The organism is Streptomyces sp. NPDC002088 (genome assembly GCF_040296605.1).
Taxonomy (GTDB): Bacteria; Actinomycetota; Actinomycetes; order Streptomycetales; family Streptomycetaceae; genus Streptomyces.
The window spans coordinates 1-2,776 of record NZ_JBEOXO010000092.1 but is presented as its reverse complement, the minus strand read 5'-3'; the positions used below and the strand labels follow the sequence as shown (position 1 = coordinate 2,776).

Below are 2,776 nucleotides of genomic sequence, written 5' to 3'. Positions count from 1 at the left end.
CGGGTCGAGGGCACGGCGGGTGGCGTCACCGAACGGGTCCCGTCCCTGCCAGCCGACGGTCCACAGGCCGAAGGTGAACCTGTCCTCAGGGGTGGCGTTGAAGCGCTTCGACATGTGCGGCCCTTGCTGTCGCGCAGTCCGGCGACACTGCCGGACCGTTTTGTTTGATGTGATGACTAATACGCCAAGAAGGTGCACTCGCGCTAGCCCCACATGGCGCGTCTCTCGTCATGGCTGGACGTGAAGACAGGGTCTGTCTGCGTAATCAAGCCTGATCAGAGCCCCTTAAGCCTGAAGAGCAGCTCGTGGGTCGGATTTGTTTTGTGTACGATCAAATTCGTCGTGACGTTGCCCGTGCCCCCCAGCCCGACAGCCTCCGCTCCTCCTGAGGAAGATCATGAAGTTCACCAATGGCTTCTGGCGTATTCGCGATGGCGTACAGATCGCCTACGCCACCGAAGTGCGTGACGTCCAAGTCGAAGCGAAGCGCTTCAACGCCCATGCCGCCGTGAAGCGGGTGACACGCAGGGGCGACACGCTGAACGCTCCGCTCATCTCGGTCGACTGCTTCTCGCCCGCCGAGGGCGTCATCGGCGTCCGGCTGACCCACCACTCCGGCAAACGCCGGACCGGCCCCGAGTTCACCGTCAGCAGCGTCGAGGGCGGTGTGGGCGAGGTGCGCGCCGACGGCAGCGTCACCGAGCTGACCAGCGGCCCCCTCAGCCTGCGTCTGGACAGCTCCGCGCCCTTCGCGCTGAGCTTCCGCGACGCCGACGGCCGCGAGCTGACCCAGGCCGGCGCCAAGGGCGCCGCCTTCGCCACCACCGACCAGGGCGAGCACCACATGGTGGGCAAGCTCGCCCTCGGCGTCGGCGAGCAGGTCTACGGCCTCGGCGAGCGCTTCACCCCGTTCATCAAGAACGGCCAGGTCGTCGACATGTGGCAGGCCGACGGCGGCACCAGCAGCGAGCAGGCGTACAAGAACATCCCGTTCTACCTCTCCTCGCGCGGCTACGGCGTCTTCGTCAACCACCCCGGCAAGGTCTCCTTCGAGGTCGGCTCGGAGTCCGTCGGCCAGGTCCAGTTCAGCGTCGAGGACCAGGCCCTGGAGTACTACGTCGTCGCGGGTCCCACCCCGAAGGACGTCCTCGCCCGCTACACCGGCCTCACCGGGCGCCCGGCCCTGCCGCCGGCCTGGTCCTTCGGCCTGTGGCTGACCACCTCCTTCACCACCTCCTACGACGAGGCGACGGTGATGTCGTTCGTCGACGGCATGGCCGAGCGCGGCATCCCTCTGTCGGTGTTCCACTTCGACTGCTTCTGGATGCGCGAGTACCAGTGGTGCGACTTCCAGTGGGACCCGGATGTCTTCCCCGACCCGGAGGGCATGCTGGCCCGGCTGAAGGCCAAGGGCCTGCGGATCAGCGCCTGGATCAACCCCTACATCGCCCAGAAGTCCCCGCTGTTCGACGAGGCCGCCGAGCTGGGGCACCTGGTGCGCCGCGCCAACGGCGACGTGTGGCAGTGGGACCTGTGGCAGGCGGGCATGGGTCTGGTGGACTTCACCAGCCCCGAGGCCTGCGCCTGGTTCCAGTCGAAGCTCAAGCCGCTGCTGGACCAGGGCGTCGACTGCTTCAAGACCGACTTCGGCGAGCGCATCCCCACCGACGTCGTCTGGCACGACGGCTCGGACCCCGAGCGGATGCACAACTACTACGCGGAGCTGTACAACAGGACCGTCTTCGATTTGCTGGAGAAGGAACGCGGACAGGGCGAGGCCGTGCTGTTCGCCCGCTCCGCGACCGCGGGCGGCCAGCAGTACCCCGTGCACTGGGGCGGTGACTGCTGGGCCTCCTTCGAGGCCATGGCCGAGTCGCTGCGCGGCGGGCTGTCGCTGTCGCTGAGCGGCTTCGGCTTCTGGAGCCACGACATCGGCGGCTTCGAGGGCACCCCCGACGCCTCGGTGTTCAAGCGCTGGCTGGCCTTCGGCCTGCTCTCCTCGCACAGCCGTCTGCACGGCTCCTCCTCCTACCGCGTGCCGTGGGAGTTCGGCGACGAGGCCGTCGACGTCGCCCGCCGCTTCACCCTGCTCAAGCACCGTCTGATGCCGTACCTGTACGGCGTCGGCGTCGAGGCCCACCGCACCGGCGTGCCCTCGATGCGCCCGATGCTGCTGGAGTTCCCCGGCGACCCGGCCTGCCGTCCGCTGGACCGCCAGTACATGCTCGGCGCCGACCTGCTGGTCGCCCCGGTCTTCACCGAGGACGGAGAGGTCGAGGTCTATCTGCCCGAGGGCACCTGGACGCATCTGCTCACCGGCGAGACGGTCACGGGCCCGGCCTGGCGCACCGAACGCCACGGCTACGACAGCCTTCCGCTGTACGTCCGCGAGGGCGCCGTCCTGCCGCTGTCCGCCGACGACCAGCGCCCCGACGGCGACTGGCTGGACGGCATCACCCTGCTGGTCCACCCGACCGCCGAGGCCGGCTACGAGCGCACCGTGACCGTCCCGGACCAGGACGGCACCAGCGCCGCCGCCTTCCGCGTCCGGCGTGACGGCGACACGCTGCGCGTCACCGCGGAGGGCAGCGGCAAGCCGTTCACCGTGCGGGTCGCGGGCGGCGCGAGCGCCACCGGGACCGGTGAGGTGACCGTGCCGCTGGCCTGAGCCGGCACGGCTACCCGGGTACGCCAGCTTCGCGTCGCTCAGGCCCTGCGGGACCTGCGCCTCAGCGGACGGTGGCAGCATCAGGCGCTCCACGGTGAGCGCGCAGCC

General features: G+C 69.2%; 1 protein-coding gene and 1 pseudogene. One reads left to right on the top strand and one right to left on the bottom strand.

Translation table 11 applies throughout. The features are described from left to right. Nucleotides 1-397: 397 nt before the first annotated feature. On the top strand, nucleotides 398-2,668 hold the full coding sequence (gene yicI / locus ABT114_RS50135) for an alpha-xylosidase (protein ID WP_351153994.1): 2,271 nt from the start codon (nucleotides 398-400) through the stop codon (nucleotides 2,666-2,668). 21 nt (nucleotides 2,669-2,689) lie between these two features. On the opposite strand, the pseudogene ABT114_RS50860 reads toward yicI, so the two are convergent. Beyond that, nucleotides 2,690-2,776 (bottom strand): annotated as a pseudogene (locus ABT114_RS50860) (PPA1309 family protein); the annotation flags it as partial.

Excerpts from the sequence above, each read along its gene's own strand:
- yicI (WP_351153994.1), top strand. The coding sequence starts at position 398 with ATGAAGTTCACCAATGGCTTCTGGCGTATTCGCGATGGCGTACAGATC.